This window comes from Sphingobium sp. LB126 (assembly GCF_002795205.1).
Classification (GTDB): domain Bacteria; phylum Pseudomonadota; class Alphaproteobacteria; order Sphingomonadales; family Sphingomonadaceae; genus Sphingobium; species Sphingobium chungbukense.
Map to the genome: position 1 here is coordinate 1,945,143 of NZ_NETV01000001.1, position 19,372 is coordinate 1,964,514.

The 19,372-nt window shown below is 64.9% G+C and carries 20 protein-coding genes; 12 read left to right on the forward strand and 8 right to left on the reverse strand.

All coding sequences use genetic code 11. The features are described 5' to 3' along the window. Positions 1-10: 10 nt before the first annotated feature. From CAF53_RS09470 to CAF53_RS09485, 4 genes are all read left to right on the forward strand, one after another. Positions 11-676, forward strand: coding sequence for a peroxiredoxin (locus CAF53_RS09470; RefSeq protein WP_012049925.1), 666 nt, complete (start codon positions 11-13; stop codon positions 674-676). Next, positions 673-1,047 (forward strand): metalloregulator ArsR/SmtB family transcription factor, encoded by a 375-nt coding sequence (locus tag CAF53_RS09475; RefSeq protein WP_012049924.1) that lies wholly within the window; start codon positions 673-675, stop codon positions 1,045-1,047. Before CAF53_RS09470 ends, CAF53_RS09475 begins: the two co-directional genes overlap by 4 nt. Before the next feature lie 77 nt (positions 1,048-1,124). Continuing rightward, complete coding sequence (locus CAF53_RS09480; protein ID WP_053555252.1) at positions 1,125-1,319, forward strand: hypothetical protein; 195 nt, start codon at positions 1,125-1,127, stop codon at positions 1,317-1,319. Positions 1,320-1,322: 3 nt separating this feature from the next. Further along, positions 1,323-3,071, forward strand: a complete 1,749-nt coding sequence (locus CAF53_RS09485) for a chloride channel protein (protein WP_100237959.1) — start codon at positions 1,323-1,325, stop codon at positions 3,069-3,071. Here CAF53_RS09485 and CAF53_RS09490 read toward each other — a convergent pair. Then, positions 3,056-4,690 carry an ATP-binding cassette domain-containing protein gene (locus CAF53_RS09490; protein WP_012049922.1) on the reverse strand — a complete coding sequence of 545 codons (1,635 nt, stop codon included), beginning with the start codon at positions 4,688-4,690 and terminating at the stop codon, positions 3,056-3,058. The two genes, CAF53_RS09485 and CAF53_RS09490, sit on opposite strands and share 16 nt — an antisense overlap. After that, positions 4,687-6,267, reverse strand: a complete 1,581-nt coding sequence (cydD, locus tag CAF53_RS09495) for a thiol reductant ABC exporter subunit CydD (RefSeq protein ID WP_012049921.1) — start codon at positions 6,265-6,267, stop codon at positions 4,687-4,689. The genes CAF53_RS09490 and cydD overlap by 4 nt, the downstream gene beginning before the upstream one ends. Positions 6,268-6,357: 90 nt before the next feature. Here cydD and CAF53_RS09500 point away from each other — a divergent pair, with 90 nt between their 5' ends. From CAF53_RS09500 to CAF53_RS09525, 6 genes are all read left to right on the forward strand, one after another. Beyond that, entirely contained in the window at positions 6,358-7,944 is a 1,587-nt protein-coding gene (locus tag CAF53_RS09500; RefSeq protein WP_012049920.1) for a cytochrome ubiquinol oxidase subunit I, read from the forward strand. 12 nt (positions 7,945-7,956) lie between these two features. Then, entirely contained in the window at positions 7,957-9,105 is a 1,149-nt protein-coding gene (cydB, locus tag CAF53_RS09505; RefSeq protein WP_012049919.1) for a cytochrome d ubiquinol oxidase subunit II, read from the forward strand. 14 nt (positions 9,106-9,119) lie between these two features. Beyond that, complete coding sequence (gene cydX / locus CAF53_RS09510; RefSeq protein WP_012049918.1) at positions 9,120-9,230, forward strand: cytochrome bd-I oxidase subunit CydX; 111 nt, start codon at positions 9,120-9,122, stop codon at positions 9,228-9,230. A gap of 11 nt (positions 9,231-9,241) precedes the next feature. Further along, entirely contained in the window at positions 9,242-10,030 is a 789-nt protein-coding gene (locus CAF53_RS09515) for a TlpA disulfide reductase family protein (protein ID WP_012049917.1), read from the forward strand. A 20-nt stretch (positions 10,031-10,050) separates the two neighbouring features. Continuing rightward, on the forward strand, positions 10,051-10,530 hold the full coding sequence (locus CAF53_RS09520) for a Dps family protein (protein WP_012049916.1): 480 nt from the start codon (positions 10,051-10,053) through the stop codon (positions 10,528-10,530). A gap of 80 nt (positions 10,531-10,610) precedes the next feature. Further along, positions 10,611-10,799: a DUF2892 domain-containing protein gene (locus CAF53_RS09525; protein WP_100237960.1), complete on the forward strand. Its 189-nt coding sequence runs from the start codon at positions 10,611-10,613 to the stop codon at positions 10,797-10,799. Between the two features lie 71 nt (positions 10,800-10,870). Here CAF53_RS09525 and CAF53_RS09530 read toward each other — a convergent pair whose 3' ends face one another. Beyond that, positions 10,871-12,391, reverse strand: coding sequence for a catalase (locus CAF53_RS09530; RefSeq protein ID WP_012049914.1), 1,521 nt, complete (start codon positions 12,389-12,391; stop codon positions 10,871-10,873). A gap of 155 nt (positions 12,392-12,546) precedes the next feature. Here CAF53_RS09530 and CAF53_RS09535 point away from each other — a divergent pair, with 155 nt between their 5' ends. Both CAF53_RS09535 and CAF53_RS09540 read left to right on the forward strand, forming a co-directional pair. Beyond that, positions 12,547-12,966, forward strand: a complete 420-nt coding sequence (locus CAF53_RS09535) for a DUF2202 domain-containing protein (protein ID WP_012049913.1) — start codon at positions 12,547-12,549, stop codon at positions 12,964-12,966. Positions 12,967-13,017: 51 nt separating this feature from the next. Then, positions 13,018-13,338: a hypothetical protein gene (locus CAF53_RS09540; protein WP_016747690.1), complete on the forward strand. Its 321-nt coding sequence runs from the start codon at positions 13,018-13,020 to the stop codon at positions 13,336-13,338. A gap of 36 nt (positions 13,339-13,374) precedes the next feature. Here CAF53_RS09540 and CAF53_RS09545 read toward each other — a convergent pair whose 3' ends face one another. The 5 genes from CAF53_RS09545 to CAF53_RS09565 are packed head-to-tail and all read right to left on the reverse strand — an operon-like array spanning position 13,375 to position 19,368. Next, a complete protein-coding gene (locus tag CAF53_RS09545) occupies positions 13,375-14,139 on the reverse strand; it encodes a hypothetical protein (protein ID WP_012049912.1) in 765 nt (254 codons plus the stop codon). Beyond that, positions 14,136-14,747: a DUF3365 domain-containing protein gene (locus tag CAF53_RS09550; protein ID WP_012049911.1), complete on the reverse strand. Its 612-nt coding sequence runs from the start codon at positions 14,745-14,747 to the stop codon at positions 14,136-14,138. Before CAF53_RS09550 ends, CAF53_RS09545 begins: the two co-directional genes overlap by 4 nt. 9 nt (positions 14,748-14,756) lie before the next feature. Then, positions 14,757-15,080 (reverse strand): metalloregulator ArsR/SmtB family transcription factor, encoded by a 324-nt coding sequence (locus CAF53_RS09555; RefSeq protein ID WP_012049910.1) that lies wholly within the window; start codon positions 15,078-15,080, stop codon positions 14,757-14,759. Continuing rightward, positions 15,077-18,295 carry an efflux RND transporter permease subunit gene (locus CAF53_RS09560; RefSeq protein WP_012049909.1) on the reverse strand — a complete coding sequence of 1,073 codons (3,219 nt, stop codon included), beginning with the start codon at positions 18,293-18,295 and terminating at the stop codon, positions 15,077-15,079. Before CAF53_RS09560 ends, CAF53_RS09555 begins: the two co-directional genes overlap by 4 nt. Beyond that, positions 18,292-19,368, reverse strand: coding sequence for an efflux RND transporter periplasmic adaptor subunit (locus CAF53_RS09565; protein ID WP_029549118.1), 1,077 nt, complete (start codon positions 19,366-19,368; stop codon positions 18,292-18,294). Before CAF53_RS09565 ends, CAF53_RS09560 begins: the two co-directional genes overlap by 4 nt. Positions 19,369-19,372 lie beyond the last annotated feature (4 nt).

The window sequence follows — 19,372 nt, forward strand, 5'->3', positions numbered from 1 at the left end:
AGTAGGAAATTTGAATCCCAGCGCAAATGAGAGTGGCGTCTGTTCGCCGGTCCAGATCGGCGATGCCGCGCCCAATTTTCAGGCGCGCACGACCCTGGGCGAAATGAGCCTGTCCGACTATCGCGGCCGCTGGGTGTTGCTGTTCTCCCACCCTGCGGACTTCACGCCCGTCTGCACCAGTGAATTCGTCGCGCTCTCGCGCGCCGGGGAGCGGTTCAAAGCGCTCAACTGCGCGCTTGTCGCGATCTCGGTCGACAGCCTCTATTCGCACCTCGGATGGATACGGGCGATCCATGAGCATTTCGGTGTCACGGTTGGTTTTCCGATAGTCGAAGATCCCTCGATGGTCATCGGCCGTGCTTACGGAATGATCGCCGACGATGCGCCCGACGCGGCGACGCTCCGTGCGACCTTCTTCATCGACCCCGACGGCATCGTTCGCGCCAAGCTCTGCTATCCCGCCACTATTGGCCGCTCGGTAGAGGAGCTGCTGCGCGTCGTCGCCGCGCTACAAATGGTCGACAGCGACAATGTGGTCACGCCCGAAGGCTGGCGCCCTGGCGATGACGTGCTGCTCCCGCCCTATCAGGATCAGGATTCCGCGCTCGATGCGGCAGGCGATGCCTGCTGGTTCCACCGGACGCGGCCCGACAAGCACAAAAAGGCAGGCAAGTGACGACATTCACCGATAGCGAACTCGATGCGATCACCGACATTCTGAAGGCGCTCGGGCATGACGTGCGGCTAAAGCTCATGCGGACGCTGCTCGAGAATGGCGAGAAGTCAGTCGGTGAACTCGAAACCATGACCGGCATCGGCCAACCGGGCCTGTCGCAACAGCTTGCCATCCTGCGCAAAGCGGAGCTGGTGCAGACGCGCCGCGATGCTAAGCTGGTCTTCTACAGCCTCGCGCCGGATGCGCTGGAAAGCACGGCAAAGCTGCTCTGCGCCTTGTCGGGCATTTCCGCGAAGGACGTGCAGCCCGGCGTGAAAGGCGCGGGGTCGCGCGCACGGGGATCGGCTGCAACCTTCGCCCGGATCTTGTGATCGCGCGTCATTGATAGGCTGGGGACATCGGATCGGCCGCTTCGTCCCCGGACACCGGCCATCATAGGAGACGCAGGATGACGCAGGATTCCGGCAAGGGCGCAAAGCCTGACGATCCAAAAGAGAAACCGCCCAAAGCGGGCCGCAAGAAGCCCGGTGCGGGCAACACCGGGAAGAGCGGCAAGCCCAAGGAAGCCGCACCGCTCGATCCGGTCGAGGAAGCGGGCATAGAGTCTTTCCCGGCGAGCGACGCTCCAAGCTGGACGCCCTGATCCGTGGCTGGTCTGATACGGGCGACCGCCCTCGTATCGGCGGCGCGGCGGCTGTTCCGGTCCAGCGAAGCCAGCCTGATCCTGCTTTCGGTCGGCGTCGGTATCCTTGCCGGCTTGTTGGCCTCGCTTCTGGGCAAAGCCGCCTGGATCATGCAATCGCTGCTCTACGGCCTCGGCACGGACCTCCGGTTGAGCGGCCTCGTCTCGATTTCGCCCGCTCGCTTGCTGGCGCTGCCGATCGGCGGCCTGGTGCTGGGTGCGCTGGTGCTGTTCACACGCCGCAAGAAACGCACCTCGATCGACGTCGTGGAAGCCAACGCGCTTCATGGCGGGCGGATTCCCCTGCGCGATACCACGATGGTCTGCGGACAAACGCTGATCTCGAACAGCTTTGGTGCATCGGTCGGCCTCGAAGCCGCCTATGCGCAGGCCGGGGGCGGCATCGCCTCGCTGATCGGACAATGGCTCAATCTGAGGCGCGGCGATCTGCGTGTGCTGGTCGGCGCCGGATCGGGCGCAGCGATCGGGGCCGCCTTCGGCGCGCCGCTGACCGGCGCCTTCTATGCTTTCGAGATCGTTATCGGCGCCTATACCCCGGCAAGCATCGCCCCTGTCGTGGCTGCGACGATTTCCGCGGTCATCACCGCCAGGACGCTGGGCGCAACCCCCTATCTGATCGCGGCGCAAAGCAGCCAGCATCTCTCGGCCGCGAACTATATCCTCTACGCAGGGCTGGGGCTGATCGCGGCCCTGCTCGGCATCGCCATCATGCGGCTCGTCTCGCTCGCGGAAGCGGGGGTTCGGCGCACCGCGATTCCCGAATGGCTGCGGCCCGCTCTGGGCGGCGCTATCCTGATCCCGCTCGCGCTCATGACACCGCATGTCTTGTCGGCAGGTCACGGCGCGTTGCACCTGACCATCGCCGGCAATATCGCGCTGGGCGCCTTGATCCTGATCTTCGCGCTCAAGTCGCTCGCGTCGATCGTCTCCCTCGGCTTCGGCTTTAGGGGCGGTCTGTTCTTCGCCTCGCTATTTCTCGGCGCGGTGCTGGGACAGATATTCGCGCGCCTGTGGGCGTTCGTCCCCGATGGCATTCCCCTGTCGCCGATGGATGCTTCGCTGGTCGGCATGGCCGCGCTGGCGGCCGCGGTCGTCGGTGGCCCGATGACCATGTCCTTCCTCGTTCTCGAAGCCACGCATGATTTCGAGATCACGGCGGTCGTGCTGACGGCCGCGCTCTGTTCGAGCACGCTAGTCCGCGAGCGGTTCGGCTATTCCTTCTCCACCTGGCGCCTGCATCTGCGTGGCGAGGTGGTTCGCAGCGCGCGCGATATTGGCTGGATGCGAACGCTCACCGCGCGGCGCATGATGCGGACCGCGCCCGCCACCGCGTCGCCGGCGATGCCGGTCAAGGCATTTCGCGAGCATTTCCCGCTCGGTTCGACAAGCCGCGTGCTGCTTCAGGACGAACAGGGTCACTATGCGGGCCTCGTTCCCACGGCGGCGGCCTTCGCCGATCCGGCGCAGACCGAAAGGCCGGTGTCCGACTTCGCAATCCTCAAGGATGTCACGCTTTCGCCGGATATGTCGATCGTGCCGATCATGGAGCTGTTCGACAGCAGCGCGGCCGACGATCTTGCCGTGGTCGATGCTCAGGGCCGGATCGTGGGAATGCTGACTGAACGCTATGTCCGCAAACGCTATGCCGACGAGCTGGATCGGGCGCAGCGCGAACTCTACGGCGAGGATTGACTTGAGCCGCCGATCTCAAGGATCGACCCGTCATCCTTGCCGGCAAGCGCCAGCAACGCTCCCCTGTGGCTCACGACGACAAGGCCGGTTCCGGTATCGCGAAGCCAGGTGTCGAGCCGGCGTGCAAGCCGCGCTTCCGTCACCATGTCGAGGCCTTCGCTCGGCTCGTCGAGCAACAGCCACGGCTTCGCCGCGAGGACCGCGCGCGCGATCGACAATCGTTTGAGTTGCCCGCCCGACAGGCGCGCGCCGCCATCTCCGACCCATTGGTCAAGCCCGTGCGGCATGGTGCGGACGTCAACCGCGAGGCAGGCCACTTCCAGCGCTGCCCAAAGCTGTTTATCGCTGAGGCCAGAGCGGGCGACACGCAGATTGTCACGCACTGTTCCCGACAGGAGCTGCGCATCCTGCGGCGAGAGCGCGAAGGCCGCTCGCACCGTCTCAGGCGGCAGCGCCTCGATAGGCTGACCATCAAGGCAAATGCCTGAATTCCGATCCGGCGGACGAATGCCTGCCAGCGTTTCGAGCAGGCTGGTCTTGCCGCTGCCGGATTGTCCAGCAATCCCCAGGCGCTCGCCAGATTCGAGCCGCACATGCACACCACCTCGATCCAGGGCGATGCTCCGCCCGATCGGCCCGGATGCACTCTTCGCCGGGATGGGAGCACTATGCGGCCCCGCCATGTCCTCCAATCGCGCGAGGGCGGCCGTCACCAGCGCGCCCCGCGACACACCCCGAATATAGCCTGACAAGGTCTCGATCGCGCCCGCCGATGCCAGCACGGCGAGCACCGTCATGGGCAAAGGGGCGTTGGAGATCGCGAGGACCGCGCCCATCGCGATACCCCCGCCAAGGGTCAGCCCGGCGTCGATGACCGCTTCGCCGCGCGCGAAACGGCGCCGTGCCCGGTCCAGTTCGGCCGTCTCGACGGCAAGGCTCCGCTCGATCGCCGGGGCCAGGTCATAGGCCAGGATTTCGGGCGAGGCCGACGCATAATCGACCATGCCAACCTTCAATCGCGCCAGCGCCGCCGCAATGTCAGTGGCGGCGATCGTGAGCAAACGGGGCGTCGCCAGATTCGCCCACAAGGCGAGGCCGGCGATCAGCGCCAGCAAGGCAAGGCTGGCCCAGGGACTGGCAAGCCATGCGAGGACGAGGCCGATCACCGCGCCGGCAAGGGCGGCGGGAAGCGCGGGCCTGCGGACAAGGCTGTCTTCGAGCGCGCCGATGTCCTGCACGAGCCGGGTCACGGTATCGCCCGCTGATACGGCCCGCACGTCGCGCACCGACAGGATGCGGTCGAACAGGCGCGCGCGGACCGTGGCGAGCGCCATCAAGGCTGCGCGATGGCCATAAAGGCGTTCGCCATAGCGCGCCGTCGTCCGGACGATCGCGAGCAGCCGGATCATCGCGCTCGGCACGAGATAGTTGAAGCCCTGCGCAGCCAGCACCCCGCCAAGGCCGGCAAGCGCGGCGCCGGTGATGAACCATCCCGACAGGCCCAGCAGCAGGACCGCGGCGATCGTCGCGGCGGCGGCGAGCGCGCCGGCGATGCGGAAAGCGCGGCGCTCGGGGGCGATGGCTTCGGCCAGTAGCCGGTCCATATCCGCGCGGCTCATGCCAGCACCATTTCGCTATCGGCGATCGCGGCCAGCTCGGCGCTGTGCGTCACCATGAGGACCGTGCGGCCCGTGGCGGCCGAAGCCAATATCCCGGCAATGTCAGCCGCCGACCTCGCATCGAGATCCGCCGTCGGTTCGTCGAGCAGCCAGAGCGGCGCGTCTTTCAGAAGCACTCTTGCGACGCCGACGCGGCGGCGCTCGCCTCCCGACAGACCCGATCCACGGTGGTCGAGCGGCAGGGACATGCCTTGCCCGCGCGCCTCGATCATCGGTCCAAGCCCGGCAGAACGGGCAGCAGCTTCAACTTCGGAGTCGTCGGCCTCCGGGCGCGCAAGGCGGATGTTGTCGGCGAGCGTTCCGGGGATGAACGCGACCGATTGTCCCGCCCAGCCTATATGGCCGGGAAGCGCGACGGTTGCCGCGTCTCGGCCGTCGATGAGAATCCGTCCCCTGCCGATGGGCGCAAGCCCTAGCAGCGCGTGCAGCAGGCTGGACTTGCCGATGCCGGTAGCTCCGCGCAGCGCGAAAGTGGTGCCTGCCGCGACGTCCAGCGTGAACGGACCGATAGCCGTCTCGCCATAGTCGATGACCACGCCGTCGAAGCGCAGCGCGGGCGGAGCCTCGATCGCGCGAGGGGAGGAAGCCGGGGACGGGGGAGCGATCTTTTCCAGGCGTTCGACCGCGGCCTCTCCGACCTGCTTGTCATGATAGGCGGCTGCGAGGCGGCGCATGGGGAGGTAGAATTCGGGCGCGAGGACGAGGACGAACAGGGCTTGTCCAAGGGTCAGCGTCTCAGGTGCGGGGAAAGGCAGGATGCCCAGCAGGTTGAAGCCGCAATAGAGCGCGACCAGCGCCACCGACAGCGCGGCAAAGAATTCGATGATGGCGCTCGAGACGAAAGCGATCTTCAGCACGTCGACCGTGCGGGTCGCCACCTCGCGGGTGGCGTCGGCAAGATGGCGGCCGATGCGGTCCTGCGCGCCGAACCCGACGATCACCGGGAGCGCACGCACGCGGTCGACGAACAGACCGGACAGGCGGCTCAATGCGTCGAGCTGGCGGGCAGCGGCGCGGGCGGCCGCGCTACCGGCGAGCGCCATGCCAAGCGCGAACGGCATGAGCGTCGCAAGCATGATCGCACCGGCTACCCAGCTTCCGAACGCGGCGGCAACCGCAATGACGAGGGGCGACAGGACCGCCGCGCGGCGGAGAGGCTGGAAGCGGGCATGGAAGCCGCCCAGGTCTTCGATCCGGTCGACAGCATCGGCTACCGCCTCGCCCAGCATCCGGCGATCTCCCGGCGCCGCGACAAGGATTCGGGGATAGACCCGGTTCCTCCAGCTCGTCTTGGCGCAGACTGCCCCGATCTCGCCGGCGTCGGTTGCACCGATCTGTATCGCGGCGCGAAGCAAGCTGGCTGCGATCAATCCGGCGACGGCGACCAGCACATTGCCATGATCGCCGCGCGCGGCCGCCGCCACACCGGCAGCAAGCGCGCCCGCCATAAGGATTGCCGCGCCGCTATCGGCGGTCCAGAAAAGGGCCGCGCCCTGTCGATCAAATTGGTTGCTCATATACTCAGTTACGAGTAATGGCTAATCATAATCTTTTCAACCGACTCAAGGCAACCATGGAAGCCGGGCCGGAATGCAAGGAGTCTTGCCATGGACATGGCCGTGATCGAACTCTCCCGGCTGCAATTCGCGCTGACGGCACTCTACCACTTTCTATTCGTCCCGTTGACCCTTGGCCTCTCCTTCATGCTGGTCATCATGGAGAGCATCTATGTGATGACGGGCCGGGAGATCTGGCGCACCGTCACGCGCTTCTGGGGCAAGCTGTTCGGCATCAATTTCGTGCTCGGCGTCGCCACCGGCATCACGATGGAATTCCAGTTCGGCACCAACTGGTCCTATTATTCCCACTATGTCGGCGACATCTTCGGCGCGCCGCTCGCTATCGAAGGGCTGATGGCCTTCTTCCTCGAAGCGACCTTCGTCGGCCTCATGTTCTTCGGGTGGGACAAATTGTCCAAACAGGCCCACCTCTTCACCACCTTCATGGTCGCCCTGGGATCGAACCTCTCGGCGCTGTGGATTCTGATCGCCAATGGCTGGATGCAACATCCGACCGGCGCCCGCTTCAATCCCGCGACGATGCGGATGGAAGTCTCCGACTTCATGGCGGTGCTGTTCAACCCCGTCGCACAGGCCAAATTCGTGCATACGGTCAGCGCCGGCTACGTCTGCGCCTCGATCTTCGTGCTCGGCATTTCGGCCTGGTATCTGCTCAAGGGCAAGTGGGTCGCCGTCGCAAAGCGCAGCTTCACCGTGGCGGCCGCCTTCGGCCTTGCCTCCTCGCTGTCGGTCGTCGTGCTGGGTGACGAGAGCGGCTATGCCCTCACCGACAACCAGAAGATGAAACTCGCTTCGCTCGAAGCCATGTGGCACACTGAGCCGGCTCCTGCGGGTATCGCGATCTTCGGCATCCCAAGCCTGGAAGGGCGCGAAACCCGCTATGAAGTGAAGATCCCCTATGTATTGGGCCTGATCTCCACGCGCAGCCTGACGGGCGAAGTCTCCGGCATTTTCGAGCTGGTCGCCAAGGCGCAAGGTCGCATCGAACATGGCATCAAGGCCTATGACGCGGTGGAGCGGCTGAAGGTCAATCAGAACGACATGGCCGCGCGAGCGCAGTTCGAGGAAGCCAAGGCCGATCTCGGCTATGCCCTGCTGCTCAAGCGCTTCGTTGCCGATCCGCGACAGGCGACGCCTGAGCAAATCGAGAAGGCCGCATGGTCGACCGTGCCCAATGTCCCGGTCATGTTCTGGGTCTTCCGCGTGATGGCTGGCATCGGCTTCTTCTTCATCGCCTTCTTCGCTGCCGCCTTCTGGATGGCGTCGGTGCGGCGCTTCGGCTGCGACAACGGGTTCTGCCGCACCTTCATGCGCGCGGCGGTCTGGATCATGCCCTTGCCGTGGATCGCGATCGAATTTGGCTGGATTTTGGCCGAAATCGGCCGCCAGCCCTGGGCGATCGACGGCGTGCTGCCGACCTTCCTCGCCGCCTCGAGCCTGACCGTCGCGCAGCTCTGGACGACGATCGTCGGCTTCACGCTGCTCTATGGCGCCCTCGCCGTGATCGAAGTCCGCCTGATGATCGCGGCGATCCGCAAGGGGCCTGACGAGCATCGCGCGCCTGCGCCGGCACCAGCGTCGCCGAACGGCTACGCGCCCATTCCTGCCGAATAAGGAGAACAGGTCATGGCACCTCCCATCGACTATGAAACGCTCCGAGTGATCTGGTGGCTCCTGATGGGTGTCCTCCTGATCGGCTTCACCCTGACGGACGGCTTCGATCTCGGCACCGCCGCCCTCCTGCCGTTCGTCGCCAAGACCGATGCCGAACGCCGCATGGTCATCAACTCGATCGGCGCGACGTGGGAGGGGAACCAGGTGTGGTTCATCCTCGGCGGCGGTGCGATCTTCGCGGCCTGGCCATTCGTCTATGCGGTCAGCTTCTCCGGCTTCTACCTCGCCATGTTCCTCGTCCTCGCCGCGCTCATCCTGCGGCCCGTGGGGTTCAAATATCGCTCGAAGAAACCCGATGCGGCCTGGCGCTCGCGCTGGGATTGGGCGCTGTTCGTGGGCGGGTTCGTTCCCGCGCTGGTGTTCGGGGTCGCGGTCGGCAACGTGCTGACCGGCATCCCCTTCCGCCTCGATACCGATCTGCGCTCTTTCTATGAGGGGAGCCTGCTCGGCCTGTTCCATCCGTTCTCGCTGGTCGCCGGGCTGCTCTCGGTAGCGATGATCGTGCTGCACGGCGCGAGCTGGCTCGCGATCAAGATCGAACGCGGCGCAGTCCACGATCGCGCCCGCACCTTTGGACAGGTCGCGGCGGGTGCCTCGATCCTGCTGTTCGCGCTCGGCGGAGTGATGATCGCCACCATGGGCTATGGCTTCCGCCTGACGCATGGGGCCAATCCGCTCGGTCCCTCCAACCCGCTGCTGTCGGGAACGGTTGCGGCGCCGGGGGCGTGGCTCGATAATTACCGGGCATATCCGTGGATGCTGATCGCACCGATCCTCGGTTTCGTGGGGCCGCTGCTGGCATGGATCGGCATCCGCAAGGGCCGCGAGGCGCTGGCGTTCGGCGGCTCGTCGCTCGGTGCCGTGGGCATCATCGCGACGGTGGGCCTGTCGATGTTTCCGTTCATCCTGCCCAGCTCGATCGACCCGGCCTCGAGCCTAACGGTGTGGAACGCCTCGTCCAGCCATGTGACGCTGTTCATCATGCTGGCGGTGACGGTCGTGTTCCTGCCGATCGTGCTCATCTATACGGCTTGGGTCTATAAGGTGCTGTTCGGCCGCATCACGCTGCGCGACGTCGACACCAACCCCGACTTCTACTGATAGGGATGACTCCGATGTGGTATTTCAGTTGGGTATTGGGTGTCGGCCTCGCCGTCGGCTTCGGCATCCTCAACGGCATGTGGCACGAATTTCATTCCGACCCCGATGACGACGCGGCCGCCTGAAGGTCGATCTGATGATTAGCGTCGGCCCTCTCGCGCTGGCGTTGGAGCGGCTGTTCGCGGTCCTCGGAATTGTTGCCTTCATGGCGGCGGCGAGCTGGATCGGCCGTCGCCATGGCAAGGACAGCGATAAGGCCGCATGGCGCGCCCTGCTCGTCGGCCTCGTCGCCGCCCGCGCGGGGTTTGTGGGCCAGAACTGGTCCGCCTTTGCGGTCGAGCCTCTGAGCATATTCTATGTCTGGCAAGGCGGTTTCTTCCCTCTCGCGGGTCTGGCGGCCGCCGCGATTTCGCTGGTGCTGTCGCTGCGCCGATCGCCCGCGCTGTTCCCTACGGGCATGGCCTTCGTTGGCAGCGCCGCGGCCGCGCTCATCGCCACGTCGCTGTTCCTCGCCTCTTCGCAGAGGCCATTGCCGCAAGGCTTGGTCCTCCACTCGCTTGCAGGCGAAGCAAGCGCGCTCGACGATCGGAAGGGCAAGCCGTTCGTCATCAATCTCTGGGCGAGCTGGTGCCCGCCCTGCCGGCGCGAGATGCCTATGCTGATCGAAGAGGCCGCGCGCTCGCCTGTGCCGATCCTGCTCGCCAACCAGGGCGAGGACGCGACGAAGGTGCGGACCTGGCTGGACGGCCAACGCCTGACCTCGGCGCATATCCTCTTGGATAGCGATCAAAGCGCCGCCGCCGCGATCGGGTCCGCGGGTCTTCCCGCGACGCTGTTCGTCGACAGCAAGGGCGTCATTCGTGAGCTGCATGTTGGCGAAATCTCCCGCGCCGCCCTGCTCGCGGGATTGCGGGAACTGGATTAATTTTGACCAAGGAGAAACCCATGACCAGACAAGTGAATATCGGGATCGGCGAGGAAGATCGGATTGCGATCTCCGAAGGCCTGAGCCGCCTGCTGGCGGACACCTACACCCTCTATCTGACGTCCCACAACTTCCACTGGAACGTGACGGGGACGATGTTCAACAGCCTCCATACCATGTTCATGACGCAATATACCGAGCTGTGGAACGCGATCGACCCGATCGCCGAACGTATCCGCTCGCTGGGTCAGCCCGCACCGGGTTCCTATGCGCAGTTCGCCAAGCTCAGCTCCCTGCCTGACGCGCCGGAATCTCCGCCCAAGGCGCTCGACATGGTGGATATTCTCGCCAAGGGCCACGAAGCGGCGGCCCGCACGGCGCGCGCCCTGTTCCCGCTGGTCGAAAAGGCGAGCGACGAGCCGACCGCGGATCTGCTTACCCAGAGAATCGCGCAGCATGAGCAAACCGCCTGGATGCTCCGCGCCCTGCTCGAAGACTGAGGCGGAATGGGCGACAGGGCGTGACCGCGCGCACGATCGCGGCCGCACCCGATCTCCCGCAATGAGAAGGAGGAATTGGAATGTCCCGAAATGAAGGCACCATAGACCGACTGTTGAGGGTGATCGTCGGCCTTGTTCTGATCGCGCTGGTATTCGTCGGGCCACGCTCTGCGTGGGGGTGGATCGGCGTCGTTCCGTTGCTGACCGGGCTTGTGGGCATGTGCCCGATCTATTCGTTGCTCGGCATCAAAACTTGCCCGAGACGCTGACAAAAACGGTCCTCATCGCATGAAATGAAACCCTGGCCGCCACGATACGAGCGGCCAGGGCTTTCGCTGGATCAGGACACCGGGGCGGCGTGTTGCTCGGAGCCCTCGCCCATTCCTTGCGCGGGCGCAGGAGCTGCGCCAGCGCGCACGCATTCCTCGATGCGGCGGCCCACATCGGCATCGACGCTTTTCCAATAGTCGATGGCGCGTTCGAGCACCGGCGAGCGGACACCGCCCAGCAAGCTGCCGGCGACCGTCTCCACGAGCCGATCGCGTTGCGCGTCATTGAAGACTTCACGCACCAAGATGCCGGGCTGCGTGAAATCGTCATCGTCGGGCCGAAGCGTGTAGGCCTGCCGCACCATGTCGCCATCGGTTTCCCAGCCATCGGCAGCAGGGCCGGTTTCGTCGGCCCAGCTCCGTCCGCCGCTGTTGGGCGCATAGACAGGGGCATTGCCGCTGTGCTGATAGGCCATCTGCCCATCGAACATATAGGTATTCACCGGCACCTTGGGCTGGTTGACGGGGAGCTGGTGGAAGTTCGTCCCGATCCGGTTACGCTGCGCGTCATTGTAAGCGAACGCGCGGCCCAGCAGCATCTTGTCCGGCGAAAGGCCGATGCCCGGCACCGTGTTCCCCGGCGAGAAGGCCGCCTGCTCGATCTGCGCGAAGAAATTATCGGGATTCCGATTCAAGGTCATCGTGCCGACCTTGATGAGCGGATAATCCTTGTGCGACCAGGTTTTGGTGAGATCGAACGGGTTGATCCGGTAGGTCTTTGCTTCGGCATAGGGCATCGCCTGCACGAACAGCGTCCAGCTCGGATGATCGCCGCGCGCGATCGCCTCGAATAGATCGCGGCGGTGATAGTCGGCATCGGCGCCGGCCATCGTCGCGGCTTCGGCATTGGTGAACTCGGCCGTGCCCTGATTGCTGATGAAGTGATACTTGACCCAGAATTTCTCGCCCTGGGCGTTGATCCACATATAGGTATGCGAGCCGTATCCGTTCATGTTGCGCCAGGTGCGCGGCAGACCGCGGTCGCCCATGAGATAGGTGACTTGGTGGGCCGATTCCGGGTTCAGCGTCCAGAAGTCCCATTGCATATGGTTGTCGCGCAGCCCACAATCGGGAAGGCGCTTCTGGCTGCGGATGAAGTGCGGAAACTTCATAGTGTCGCGGATGAAGAAGACCGGCGTGTTATTGCCGACGAGATCGTAATTGCCCTCGCTGGTGTAGAATTTAAGGCTGAAACCGCGCACGTCGCGCCAGGTGTCGGGACTGCCCGCCTCGCCCGCGACGGTCGAGAAGCGCGCGAGCATTTCAGTCGAAGCGCCCTTCTGGAACAGAGCCGCGTGCGTATAGGCGGATACGTCCTCGGTCGTCTCGAGCACACCGAAGGCGCCCGATCCCTTGGCGTGGGGCTGGCGCTCAGGAACCTTCTCGCGGTTGAAGTGCGCCATCTGCTCAAGGAAATGGACGTCGTGCAAGAGGATCGGGCCATCGGCCCCGATGGTCAGGGAATTGCGGTCGCTTGGCGCCGGCGCGCCGGTGCTCATCGTCGATCCGGTAGCATTCTTGGTATCTGGCATGGCTGCTCTCCCTCTCCGGCAGGGCCGCCGTCCGCCGACTCCCTGCGAACAATCAATGATACGCTGAATCGGCCAAGCCTCAATACAAATATAGAATAATTGTGTAAGCATGATAGACTGACGCCCGAATCTCCAACGGCAGAAAGGACAAGGCGATGGCTTCGATAGAGCTGGCGAAGATCCTGCTCGATGCGCTCGATGATGAGCGGAAGGCAGAGGCGAGCTATGCGGCCGTAATCGACAAGTTCGGCCCGGTGCGGCCCTTCTCCAACATCATTGAGGCCGAACAACGCCACGCTTCGGCGCTCGAACGCCAGCTCCGGCGCCTTGGGCTGACCGTTCCGCCAAATCCGTGGACCGGAAAGGTATCGGCGCCGGCGACGTTGAAAGAGGCTTGCGAAAGCGCCGTCGAAGGCGAGATCGAAAATATAGCGCTCTACGATCGGCTGATTCCAATGATCGACGATCCTGCCGCGCGACAGGTCATGGAAAATCTGCAAGCCGCCTCGCGCGAGCGCCACCTTCCGGCGTTCAAGCGATGCCTGGAACGCGAACAAGATCGAGGCCGCGTGTGATACAAGGAAGCTCCTCGTAGCGTCGAGAGCGAGGGCCTGAAGGAATGAAGTGTGACCAAGTTTGTTTTTGATGCGTCGATCTTTGTGCGGCCCGGGCATGAAACAGACCCCGGCGAGTATTCCGACGAAACCCGCGCCGAAATCGCGAAGCTCCGTGTCCTATATCCGGAACTGGCGCATTGGGGCGACCTGGCCCTTGGCGGTGCGTTTGGCGAAATGTCAGAAGACGTTCTGAGTATCAGTTGGGCACATTTTCTATTCGAGACGCGCGAAGAGTTTTTCCTTGGATACTGCTGCTGGCGTCAGACCCGAGGGGACTGGCATGGCGGGATCGACTTTGACAGGCTCGAAGCACTTACCGACTGGAAGTGAGCCTCGCTGGCCGGTGGTGGCGTCGGATCGGCGGGATCAGGGAACGAGGATACTGCTCGCGTCGACGCCGGTCGCGCCGGTCTTGGTGTCGATGGCCGTCACGGTAACGGCATAGGCGCCAGCCATGTCAGCAGGGAATGCGCCGGTGAAATAGCCGGTTCGGCCGCCATAGGACAGGCGGACCTCGCCGGCGGGCCGACCGTCGTGCCGGATAGTGGCCCGCACGTCATAGCGCGCCGCATCCCAGATACCGCCAGGCTCGATCGGACAACCGCACATCAAGGCGACGTTGGCCGCGAGCCGCACGCTCGCGCCTACGCCGCCGCGCTGGTGCGCAGCCGGTTCGACAAGATCGACCACGAGGCCGGGCAGTTCGAGAACCCAACCATCGCCCTGCGTCGCGGGTCGTCCCGGCACGATCCAGCGCTGGGCGGTGACGCGCACCGCTGCCTGTGGCTGTGCGAGCGGGCCATAAGCCACGACTTCGACCAACCTCGGTTCGTCGATGTCGATCCGCGTCCTGAAGGCGGCCGATGCCTCGTCGGCAAGCGGCGTGCCGCGCGGGCCTCCCGTCATGATCCGGGCCGTGTCGCCGGTCGATCCCGCCGTGCGGCCGTGTGCGAGCACTTCGCCGCTTCGCACGTCGCGGAGGATGATCTCGGCCCCGCCCATCGACGTGCCGACGAATTTGCCGCCTTCGCTGATGACGCGAATGACAAGATCGGTCGGTTCGGCCGCGGCCGTCACGGGAAGGCCGGCAAGGATAAGCGCCGACAGACGGACAAGAGCGCCTGACCTCATTGGCCTCCACCCCCGTTCCTGATCGCGCGCGCCAGGGCGGCATCCTCCCACCGAATCGAAAAGGCTCCGCGAAGCTGGCCCGGTGCAAAGCCCGTTGCCTGATCTTCGGGATAATGCGCGCGGATCGCCGCCGTCACTTCGGGCGCGATGTTTTCGCCATGACAGGCAAGGCACATCGGCATGGTGGGTATGGCGCGCATATAACGATATTCGCCGCCCTCCCGTGCCGTCCAGCGCTTGGGTCGACCTTCATCGTCGATCGGCGCGGCGGCCCAGCTCGCCATGACGCGCTGCTCCGCCGCATCGGCCTTGGCGGCGGGGTTGCGGGTCTTGAGCGCGGTGCGTCGCACACTCGCTCCACTTTCCTCCGAGAGCTGCGCCGCAAGTGCCGGGGCGATGCTCGAACAGACGCCGATAGCACCTTGCGGCCCCTCGGCCGCCATCGCGGCCGTAAGCGCGCTCAGCAATTCCTTCTGGAAACGATCGGCCAGGATCTCGGATCGTGCTTGCGCTTCCTCGGCCATCCTTGCCCGATCGTCACCCAGCTCGTGCGGCGCACAGGCCGATAACGCCAGACCAGAGAGCAACGGAAGGACCACGCGGCGCATCGGGATTTCTCAGGACTGCCCAGCAGCCGGCCCGAAGCGGTCGCACAGCATGTCGATCAGCTTGCGAACGTCCTCGTCGGCAAGGCTGTAGTAGATGGTCGTGCCGTCTCGGCGGGTCTTGACTAGGCCACCTTCACGCAGCTTTCCAAGGTGCTGCGAAACGCTGGACTGCGATTGCTCGCACAGCTCCACCATCTGCCCAACGGCAAATTCACCCTGCGTCAACCGGCACAGAATCAGCAAGCGCTGTTCATTGGCGAGCAGCTTCAGCACGCTCGCCGCTTGGGCGGCGTGCTGAGCGAGGAGCGCGAAGGGCGTATCGAGCGGCATCATCTGGTTGCAGGCTTCCCATCATCTCGGAGCACAATGTAAATGGCCGGAATAACCAGCACGGTCAGCAGCGTCGAGGACGCAAGGCCGAACAGCAGCGAAATAGCGAGCCCCTGAAAGATCGGGTCGGTCAGGATGACGGCCGCGCCGATCATTGCCGCGGCGGCGGTGAGGACGATCGGCTTGAACCGGATCGTTCCCGCTTCGAGCAGGACATCGCGCAGGGATTTGTCGGGCGTTGCCGAATGCCTGATGAAGTCGACCAGCAGGATAGAGTTTCGCACGATGATGCCGGCGAGCGCGATGAAGCCGATCATCGACGTCGCGGTGAACGGCGCGCGGAACAGCATATGCCCGATGACGATGCCGACAAGGGTCAGCGGCACCGGAGTCAAGATGACCAGCGGCAGGCGGAAGCTCCTGAACTGCGCGACGACGAGTATGTAGATCCCCAGCAAGGCGACCATGAAGGCCCCGCCCATGTCGCGGAATGTGACCCAGGTGATCTCCCATTCGCCGTCCCAGAGCATCGACGGCACGCTTTCATCCTCGGGTTGCCCATTGAGGCGGATTTGCGGCTTCACCAGCCCCTGGGCCGCCCAATCATGGTCGTCCACGGCGCGATCGACGGCCAACATGCCGTAGATCGGCGCTTCATAGGCCCCGGCAAGCTCGGCCGTCACCATGTCGGCATAGCGACCATCGCGGCGGAAGATGGCGGGGCTTCCCGTCTCGGTGCGAGCATCGACGACCGCGCCCAGGTCGATGAGCTGGCCGCCCGGCGTTTGCGCGACGGGTGTGCTCGACAAGGCCTGCGTCCAGCTCCGGTCCTTCTGTTCGAGCGCGATGGTGATCGGAAGCGGCGTGCGGCCATCGCCGCGCGGCGCATAGCCGACCGTCTGGCTCCCCATGAGCATTCCGATGCTGTCGGCGATCTGGCGCTGCGAGAGGCCATAATAGTCGATGCGGTCGCGCTGGATGTCGAGACGCAACTTGGGCCGCGGCGTTCCAAAACTGTTGTCGACGTCGACGATGAAGGGGACGGATTTGAAAATTTTCTCAAGCTCCGTCGCCGTTTTTTCGCGCGTGGCCGCATCGGGGCCATAGACCTCGGCGAGCAAGGTCGCGAGCACGGGCGGCCCCGGAGGCGTCTCGACCACCTTGATCGACGCGGTTTCAGGGAGCTTCAGCGCCTTCAACCGCTGGCGCAGGTCAAGCGCGATCTGGTGGCTCGACCGGCTGCGCTCGCCCTTGGGCAGCAGCGTCACCATGACGTCGCCCTGTTCGGGCTGCGAACGCAGGAAATAGTGCCGGACAAGGCCGTTGAAGTTGAACGGCGCCGATGTGCCGACATAGGCCTCCATAGACGTTGCTTCGGGCAGGCCGCGCACGATGCCGGCAACGTCTTCCAGCACGCGGCCCGTATTTTCGAGCGCGGTGCCTTCCGGCATGTCGACCACCACCTGAACCTCCGACTTGTTGTCGAAGGGAAGTAGCTTCACGGTCACAGCCTTGAAGTAGAACATCGAACAGGCGACCAGCGTCGCCACACCGACGCCGATCAGGAAGTTGCGCGCGGACGTGCGTGTGTCGATCACGCGATGCGCGACGCGGGCATAGAGCTGCCCCAGCTTGCCGCCGCTTTCATCGTGGCCGTGGCCCGCTGCCAGCGTCTTGCGGGCAAAGCGGATCATCAGCCACGGCGCGATCACGACCGCGACGAAGAACGAGAAGATCATCGCGGCCGAAGCGTTGACCGGGATCGGCGCCATATACGGCCCCATCAATCCCGACACGAACAGCATCGGAAGCAGCGCCGCGACCACGGTCAAGGTGGCGACCACGGTCGGATTGCCGACTTCGGCCACCGCCTCGATCGCCGCCTGGGCGCGGCTGCGGTCATCGTCCATCGCCCAATGGCGGGCGATATTCTCGATCATGACGATCGCGTCGTCCACGAGGATGCCGATGGAGAAGATGAGCGCGAACAGGCTGACGCGGTTGATCGTGTAGCCCATCAAGTTCGACGCGAACATGGTGAGCAGGATCGTCGTCGGGATGACCACGGCGGTCACACCGGCCTCGCGCCACCCGATCGCGAAGCCGATCAGCACCACGATCGAAACGGTCGCCAGCGCCAGATGGAACAGCAGCTCGTTTGCCTTCTCGTTCGCCGTCTCGCCATAGTTGCGCGTGACCGCGACCGTGACGTCATCGGGGATCAGCTTGCCTTTCAGGCTGTCGACGCGCTCAAGGATGGCGTCGGAAACGACAACGGCATTGGCCCCGGCCCGCTTGGCGAAAGCGATGCTGACGGCAGGCGCGGAATGCCATTTGCCGTTCTCGGCCCCATTGTCCGACTTCGACCAGCGCCACGCGCGGGCCTGATCCTCGCGCGGCCCCTGCGTGACGCTGGCAACGTCGCGCAGATAGACAGGGGCGCCAGCGCCGGACCGCACGGTAAGCAATCCCACTTCCTGCGCCGACGACAGCGTGCGGCCCGCGGTCACGCCGACCGCCTTGCCATCCTCGCGGATATTGCCCAGCGGGAAGCTGCGATTGGCCTGGCTCGCGGCCTCGATCACGCTGCCCAGCGGCACGCCATATTGGCGCAGCTTCGTCGGATCGGGCGCGATGCGGATTTCCTCGGGGCGTCCGCCGACAAGGAAGCTGATGCCGACATTATCGACCTTGGCGATCTCGGTGCGCAGCTTGAAGGCCAGCTCGTAGAGGCTCGCGTCGTTCCACTGGCCTGCGGCTCCGGGCTTGGGTGTAAGGGTCAGGACGACAGCCGGCACATCATTGATGCCGCGCACCGTCACCTTGGGATCGGGGATGCCGACGGGCTTCCTGTCCCAATTGGCGCGCAGCTTTTCCTCGATCCGGATCGCCGCGTCCTCGGGGTTCGATCCGACGAGGAAGCGGGCCGTCACCATCACCCCGTCGTCTTGCGCCTGCGTATAGACATGCTCCACGCCATCTACGCTCTTGACGATCGTCTCCAATGGGATGCCGACCAGTTCGGTCGCGTCGGCGGCGGAGAGGCCTGGGGCCATCACCTGAATGTCCACCATCGGCACGCTGATCTGCGGCTCCTCCTCCCGGGGGATGGAAAGAAGAGCCAGCAGACCAACGGCGATCGCCGCGAGGAGAAACAGCGGCGTCAAGGGCGAGGCAATGGTGGCCCTGGTGAGGCGACCGGAAATGCCGAGATTCATGGGCGCGTAGCCTTGGGCTTGCCGGGGGAGAACAACGTGTCGCCGGCAGACACACCGCTCAAGATCTCGACCATGGCGGGGTCGGCCGTCGGCGCGATCTGGACCGGCACCATGCTAAGCCGCTTGCCTTCGCTCACAACCTGAACCTGATCTATCCCGTAGCGCGTGGTGACGAATGTGCGCGGCACCACCAGTGCCTTGCGCGTGCCGATCTCGACCGATGCGCTCACGCGGCGGCCGACGAATTGCGTTGAGAGGCCAGGCAGCGTCGCATCGACACGAACCTGGCCTCCGGTGATCGCAGGATAGACCTGCGTCACGCTGCCCTGGCGCGACCCAGAAGGCACCCCTGCATTATTTTGTCCGCCATCATTCAATGCTGGATCGTCAACGATCACGCGCGCGCCGGGTCGGATCTGTCCGGCAACGGATTCTGGCAGCATCAAGCGTAGGACGGGCGGGCCTGCGGTGACGGTCGCGATCGACATGCCCGGCGCGACCGGCGCGCCTGCGGGAATATCGGCGCGCAGCACACGCCCGCTTGCCGGGGCGATCACCGCCCCCTGCCCCGCGACGCTGGCACTGGCGCCCTGCTGCGCCCGCGCTGCGGCAACCTGCGCGTCGGCCGCGCGGGCGGCGGCGACGGCCTGATCCAGACGCGCCTTCGCATAGACGCCGTTGTTGTAGAGGTCGCGGATGCGCGCGAGGTCCGCATTGGCACGCGCCGCTTCCGCCTGAGCGGCGGCCGCCTGCGCACCGTAGGCGCTCGTCTCGTAGCCAAGCCGCGAGTCGACGATCATGCCGATGCGCTGGCCCTTCTGCACCGTATCCCCGGCGCGCACCGAAAGGGAGGTCAATATGCCGGGGATGCGGGCGAGGACTTCGGCCTGGTCGCGGGTGGCGATCTCCGCACCAACTGCCTTCATATCCGCGATCTCCTTGGGGACGAGTCGCACCATGTCGCCTGCGGGCAATGTCGCCGACGCCTCGTCCTGCTCCGGCTGACTGCCGCACGCCGATAACGCCAACGCGGCGCTTGCCAACCAGAGCCACTTGCCCCTGCCGCTCATCATGCCG

Bases quoted from the DNA above. Each gene is read 5' to 3' on its own strand.
- CAF53_RS09480 (WP_053555252.1), top strand. From the start codon at position 1,125: ATGACGCAGGATTCCGGCAAGGGCGCAAAGCCTGACGATCCAAAAGAG.
- CAF53_RS09490 (WP_012049922.1), bottom strand. From the start codon at position 4,690: ATGAGCCGCGCGGATATGGACCGGCTACTGGCCGAAGCCATCGCCCCC.
- cydD (WP_012049921.1), bottom strand. From the start codon at position 6,267: ATGAGCAACCAATTTGATCGACAGGGCGCGGCCCTTTTCTGGACCGCC.
- CAF53_RS09500 (WP_012049920.1), top strand. From the start codon at position 6,358: ATGGACATGGCCGTGATCGAACTCTCCCGGCTGCAATTCGCGCTGACG.
- cydB (WP_012049919.1), top strand. From the start codon at position 7,957: ATGGCACCTCCCATCGACTATGAAACGCTCCGAGTGATCTGGTGGCTC.
- cydX (WP_012049918.1), top strand. From the start codon at position 9,120: ATGTGGTATTTCAGTTGGGTATTGGGTGTCGGCCTCGCCGTCGGCTTC.
- CAF53_RS09515 (WP_012049917.1), top strand. From the start codon at position 9,242: ATGATTAGCGTCGGCCCTCTCGCGCTGGCGTTGGAGCGGCTGTTCGCG.
- CAF53_RS09520 (WP_012049916.1), top strand. From the start codon at position 10,051: ATGACCAGACAAGTGAATATCGGGATCGGCGAGGAAGATCGGATTGCG.
- CAF53_RS09525 (WP_100237960.1), top strand. From the start codon at position 10,611: ATGTCCCGAAATGAAGGCACCATAGACCGACTGTTGAGGGTGATCGTC.
- CAF53_RS09530 (WP_012049914.1), bottom strand. From the start codon at position 12,391: ATGCCAGATACCAAGAATGCTACCGGATCGACGATGAGCACCGGCGCG.
- CAF53_RS09535 (WP_012049913.1), top strand. From the start codon at position 12,547: ATGGCTTCGATAGAGCTGGCGAAGATCCTGCTCGATGCGCTCGATGAT.
- CAF53_RS09545 (WP_012049912.1), bottom strand. From the start codon at position 14,139: ATGAGGTCAGGCGCTCTTGTCCGTCTGTCGGCGCTTATCCTTGCCGGC.
- CAF53_RS09550 (WP_012049911.1), bottom strand. From the start codon at position 14,747: ATGCGCCGCGTGGTCCTTCCGTTGCTCTCTGGTCTGGCGTTATCGGCC.
- CAF53_RS09555 (WP_012049910.1), bottom strand. From the start codon at position 15,080: ATGATGCCGCTCGATACGCCCTTCGCGCTCCTCGCTCAGCACGCCGCC.
- CAF53_RS09560 (WP_012049909.1), bottom strand. From the start codon at position 18,295: ATGAATCTCGGCATTTCCGGTCGCCTCACCAGGGCCACCATTGCCTCG.
- CAF53_RS09565 (WP_029549118.1), bottom strand. From the start codon at position 19,368: ATGATGAGCGGCAGGGGCAAGTGGCTCTGGTTGGCAAGCGCCGCGTTG.